3 protein-coding genes are annotated in these 5,738 nt (G+C 52.9%); 2 read left to right on the top strand and 1 reads right to left on the bottom strand.

The genetic code is table 11. The features are described from left to right. Nucleotides 1-180 precede the first annotated feature (180 nt). On the bottom strand, nt 181-2,259 hold the full coding sequence (prlC, locus tag R3177_RS12685) for an oligopeptidase A (RefSeq protein ID WP_318971397.1): 2,079 nt from the start codon (nt 2,257-2,259) through the stop codon (nt 181-183). 177 nt (nt 2,260-2,436) lie between these two features. Between prlC and gorA the strand changes: the two genes are divergently transcribed. After that, entirely contained in the window at nt 2,437-3,792 is a 1,356-nt protein-coding gene (gene gorA / locus R3177_RS12680; RefSeq protein WP_318971396.1) for a glutathione-disulfide reductase, read from the top strand. Nucleotides 3,793-3,800: 8 nt separating this feature from the next. Further along, on the top strand, nt 3,801-5,738 hold a 1,938-nt coding region (locus R3177_RS12675; protein WP_318971395.1), incomplete at its 3' end, for an alkaline phosphatase D family protein.

Here is a 5,738-nt window from a genome sequence, read left to right as displayed (position 1 = left end):
GGCTCGACCAGCGGCTCAGGCGGCAACCGCCCGTCACTCGCTGCCTGGCCCTGCTGGCATCCGGTCAATGCCAGCAACATTGTCAGTAACACGATTGGATATTTCATTACACGCCACCTCCGTTTTGGGATCATCCTGACAGAGCAATGCTGATTAAGCAATTAATTGAATGTTAACATTTTAACTGGCAATGCCCATATGGCGTAATAAAGCTTCGTTTGACGGCTCCCGGCCCCGGAAGCCTACAAATAACTCCATTGGCTCGGCACTGCCGCCGCGCTCTAAAATCCACGTTAAGAAATCGCGACCGGTTGCCGGATTAAATACCCCTTCCTCTTCAAACCGGCTGAACGCATCGGCTGATAATACTTCAGCCCACAAGTAACTGTAGTAACCCGCACCGTAACCGCCCGCGAAAATATGACCAAAACCGTGCTGAAAGCGGTTATAACGTGGCGGGATAATAACCGAAACTTCGCTGCGCACCTCATCAAGCAGCTGCTGCACCCGGCCCGCTGTGGCATCGCTGTATTCAAAATGCAGCCGCATATCAAATAATGCAAATTCCAGCTGGCGCACTAAAAACATCGCCGACTGAAAGTTTTTCGCCGCCAGCATTTTATTCAGCAAATCCTGTGGTAGCGGCTCGCCGGTTTGGTAATGGCCGGAAATAATCGCCAGTGCCTCAGGTGCCCAGCACCAGTTTTCCAGAAACTGACTGGGTAGCTCCACGGCATCCCAGGCGACCCCGCTGATACCAGCAACGGCTGCAGCATCAACCTTAGTAAGCATGTGGTGCAAACCATGGCCGAATTCATGAAATAAGGTCACCACTTCATCATGAGTAAACAACGCGGGCTTACCACCGACTGGCTTATTAAAATTGCAGGTTAAATAAGCCACCGGGGTCTGAATACTGCCGTCAGCCAGCCGGCGCCGGCCACGATAATCTGCCATCCAGGCGCCGCCGCGCTTCTGGCTGCGGGCGTACAAGTCGAGGTAAAAGCTGCCGCGCAGCTCACCGTTACTGTCAGTAATATCATAAAAACGCACATCAGGGTGCCAGACATCGACCCCCTGACGCTCGGTGACAGTGACGCCGAATAACTTATTAATCACCTGGAACAGCCCCGGCACCACCTTAGTTTCCGGGAAATAAGGCCGTAACTGCTCATCCGAAACAGCATAGCGGGCTTGTTTGAGTTTTTCGCTGTAATAGGTGACGTCCCACGCCGCAAGCTCTGCTGCCTGAAAGCTGTCTTTGGCAAAAGCCGCAAGCTCTATCAGATCCTGTTCGGCCTGCGGTTTGGCTCGGCGCGCTAAATCTGTTAAAAAGTCCAGCACCTGCGCCGGACTGTCGGCCATTTTTGTTGCCAGCGACTCTTCAGCCGCGTTGGCAAAGTCCAGCAGCTGGGCCAGCTCATGTTTCAGGGCCAGAATTTCATCAATAATGGCGCTGTTATCAAACTTACCGGCATGCGGCCCCTGGTCCGAGGCCCGGGTACAATAGGCGCTGTAAAACTCCTCCCGTAACGACCGGTTATCAGCATAGGTCATAATCGCAATATAGCTGGGGAATTCCAGCGTGAATACCCAACCGTCTAACTTACGGTTATTAGCCTCTTCAGCAGCGGCCAGGCGGGCATCTTCGGGCAAACCACTGAGCAGGCTCTCATCCGTTATCTGTTTAAACCAGGCTTCGGTTGCATCCAGGGTATTATTGGAAAAAGTTGAGCTGAGCTCAGATAAACGACGTTGAATTTCACCATAACGCTGTTTCTTGTCAGCCGACAGACCAATACCCGACAATTTAAAATCACGCAAAGCATTGGTGATCACTTTTTGCCGGGCAGGGTCTAATCTGGCAAACTCATCACTGGCATGCAGTGTCTGATAGGCCTGATATAGGCCTTCATGCTGGCCAAGCCAGGTGCTGAATTCTGACAACAACGGTAAGCAACTCTCGTACGCCTCGCGCAGTTGCGGGCTGTTGACCACAGCATTTAAATGCGACACCGGCGACCAGAGCCGGCCAAGCTGATCGCTGTCCTGCTCCAGTTGCTCCACCAGACTTTGCCAGCTGATGTCGCCCAAAGCCAGCACCCGCTCAACCGCCTGGCGTGAGTCAGCAATAGCGGTTTCAACTGCCGGTTTTACCTGCTCAGGTTTAATTTCTGAAAAGGGTGGCAAATCAGTAAAGGTCAGTAACGGGTTGTTGTCCGCAGCGAGGGGTTGCTGGTCTGATAATAGTTGCGACATAAAAAGGTATCCTGCTGTAGCGCTGATAATGTTGCCTATCTTGGGTTGTCCAACGCATTTGTCAAGGCAGTGCCGGGTATGCTGGTCGCAATATCCTTGTTTTTAGTGACGGTTAGTCTTATATCTGGCGTATATCCGGCGAAGCCGCACATTTTTACAATTATTAAGGGCAGAATTATGGCAAGGCATTTTAATTATCTGGCAATTGGTGCCGGCAGTGGTGGTATTGCCTCAGCTAACCGGGCCGCGATCCGTGGCGCCAGTGCCGCAGTGATTGAAGCGAAAGCCGTTGGCGGTACCTGTGTCAACGTCGGCTGCGTACCCAAAAAAGTAATGTGGTATGGCGCTCACATTGCCGAAGCCATTAAATACAGCGCCGACTATGGCTTTAGCCTGGCTGACCAGGGCTTTGACTGGGCTACCCTGGTAAAAAACCGTCAGGCCTATATTGAACGGATCCATGCCGGTTATAAACGGGGTTTTGCCAGTAACGGCGTCGAATTTATTGAAGGCTATGCCCGTTTTGTCAACGCGAATACGGTGGAAGTGAACGGTGAGCAGATTACCGCGGATCACATTACTATTGCGGTCGGTGGTGAGCCGCTGATCCCGGACGTGCCCGGTGCCGAACATGGTATCGACTCAGACGGTTTTTTTGCACTGACAACCCAGCCGAAAAAAGCCCTGGTAGTCGGCGCCGGTTATATTGCGGTGGAAATTGCCGGCGTGTTACATGCGTTAGGTACCGACAGCCACTTACTGATCCGCCATGACCGGCCACTGCGCGACTTTGACCCCGACATGACGGATATGCTGCTGGCCAGAATGAAGCAGGATAAGTTACAGCTGCATACGCATAGCAATGTCAGACAAGTAGTGAAAAACAACGATGGTACCTTAACCGTCAGCTGCGATGACGGTACCGAATTTGCCGGTGTCGACTGCCTGATCTGGGCGATTGGCCGCGCCCCGGCCACGGCTAACCTTAATTTGCAGGCAGCCGGTGTAACAACCGATCATCAGGGTTATATCCGGACTGACAAGTACCAGAATACTAATGTCAAAGGCGTGTATGCGGTAGGCGATATTACCGGTGAGGCTCAGCTTACCCCGGTCGCGATTAAAGCGGGCAGACAGCTGGCTGAACGGTTGTTTAACCCGGCGCTGCCCGATGCCCATATGGATTACTCGCTTATTCCGACCATTGTATTCAGTCATCCGCCTATCGGCACCATTGGCTTAACGGAAGCCCGGGCCCGCGAGCAATATGGCGATACCAATATAAAAGTGTACCGCTCCAGCTTTGCTGCCATGTATAACGCCATTACCCGCCACCGGGCGTTAAGCTGCTTTAAGCTGGTATGTGCAGGTAAAGACGAGAAAGTGGTTGGTCTGCATGGCATTGGTGAGGGCATGGATGAAGTACTGCAGGGCTTTGCGGTGGCAATGAAAATGGGAGCGACCAAAGCCGACTTTGACGCCACTGTCGCATTGCACCCGACCAGCGCAGAAGAGTTTGTAACATTAAGATGAGCGCTTAAATGACAGACTCTGCCTCATTGTTAGCTGGCAACGCTAAATTGCCGCTGGTGCTGGCGGGGCCATTGCTGCGTAAAATTACCCCAACCGGTCTGACATTCTGGCTGGCAACCAGCCGGCCGGTAAAGTTGCAACTGGATCTTTACCCGGACTGCGCTGACGCTTTGCATTTTAACCCGGCACAAATGCAGCAATACTGCCAGAGTATCCGCTGCGCCCGGCATCTTTTCTTACAGCTTATTGCCATACCGCTGCAGCAGCCTCTGCCCACCGCATGCTGGATTGGCTACGATTTGCAGCTGAATAACGAACTGCAGTCCCACGGCGAGGACGCAGACCAACCAGCCTGGCTTAGCTGGCAGCACTGGGCACCTGATCTGATCTATCCGGGGCGCACTAATCCGGGATTTGTGATCCAGCCGAGGTTACAGCGTCTGTTGCATGGCTCGTGCCGTAAACCACACTTTGATACCGAGGATGGCCTGTTGGCCGCAGATCTGCATTTACAGCAAACACCCGCTGAAGACTGGCCGGCATTATTGTTACACAGTGGCGATCAGGTCTATGCTGATGACGTCGCCGCGCCTATGCTCAGGGCCATTCATCAGCTGGTTAACCAGCTGGATTTCAGTGATGAAAGCCTGCCGTGCTCAACGGTCAGTCAGGCATCAGTGCTGCATACCAGCCAGCCGCACTATTACCATCGTGACAGCTTGTTGCCCAAAACGGCTGCCGGCCAGGCGGTGCTTACTCAGGTTTTCAAAGGTGCCAAAAAGCCGGTTTTCACCTCTGATAATGCCCGTAATCATTTGATCAGCCTGGCTGAGGTTATGACGATGTACTTGCTGGTCTGGTCACCGGCAGGCTGGCAGGCTGATTCGACTGAACTTAGCCCGGCGATGCTGGCAAGCCTGACAGCCAATGAACAACAGCAATATAACGAGCAACAGACGATTATCCGCCAGTTTGCCACTGGCCTTGGCAAAGTGCGCCGCGTACTGGCACATCTGCCAGGCGCGATGATTTTCGACGACCACGATATTACCGATGACTGGAACCTGAGCGCCGAGTGGGAGCAAACCGCTTATACTCATCCGTTCTCGCGCCGGATTATCGGCAATGCTTTAATCGGTTATCTGTTGTGTCAGGCCTGGGGCAATACGCCACAGCGCTTTAACGCCACGTTGTTACAGCACGCTGAGCTGGCATTAAGCAACAGTGGCTCAGAGCAGCATCAGCAACTGATTACTGAGCTGCTGAATTTTAATCAGTGGCATTATCAGTGGCCGACCAACCCGCCACTATTGGTACTGGATACCCGCACCCGGCGCTGGCGCTCTGAACGGGCCCTGGCAAACCCCTCCGGCTTGCTTGACTGGGAAGCCATCTGTGAATTACAACAGGATTTAATCGGCCTTGATGCCGTGGTGCTGGTATCGCCTGCCCCGATATTCGGTGTAAAACTGATTGAAGGCATCCAAAGAGTATTTACCTTAGCTGGCAAGCCACTGCTGGTTGATGCTGAAAACTGGATGGCGCACCCTGGTACGGCCTATGCGCTGATGAATTTATTCCGCCATCCGAAAACCCCGAAGCACTTTGTTATTTTATCCGGCGATGTTCATTACTCTTTTGTTTATGAAGTTAATTTGCGTGGCCGGGGAAACGGGCCGGATATCTGGCAAATTACCAGCAGTGGTTTAAAAAATGAGTTTCCACGCCGGTTACTGGATATACTCGACCGGCTGAATCGTTGGCTGTATGCCCCCCGCTCACCATTAAACTGGCTGACCAAACGGCGGCGAATGAGAGTGGTGCCGCATAAACCGGATAATGCCAATGCCGGCGAACGACTGCTGAATATGGCCGGTATTGGCCTGGTGGAACTCAATGCCGATGGTTCACCAAAACGGGTGGTTCAGCTGGGAACAAAAGGCCAG

This window comes from Arsukibacterium sp., from assembly GCF_033722355.1.
Lineage (GTDB): Bacteria > Pseudomonadota > Gammaproteobacteria > Enterobacterales > Alteromonadaceae > Alishewanella.
The sequence above is the reverse complement of the archived record's forward strand: the minus strand, read 5'-3'. Positions and strand labels throughout refer to the sequence as shown.

What these genes read in the sequence shown, in the direction of transcription:
- prlC (WP_318971397.1), bottom strand. Translation starts at nt 2,259, where the DNA reads ATGTCGCAACTATTATCAGACCAGCAACCCCTCGCTGCGGACAACAAC.
- gorA (WP_318971396.1), top strand. Translation starts at nt 2,437, where the DNA reads ATGGCAAGGCATTTTAATTATCTGGCAATTGGTGCCGGCAGTGGTGGT.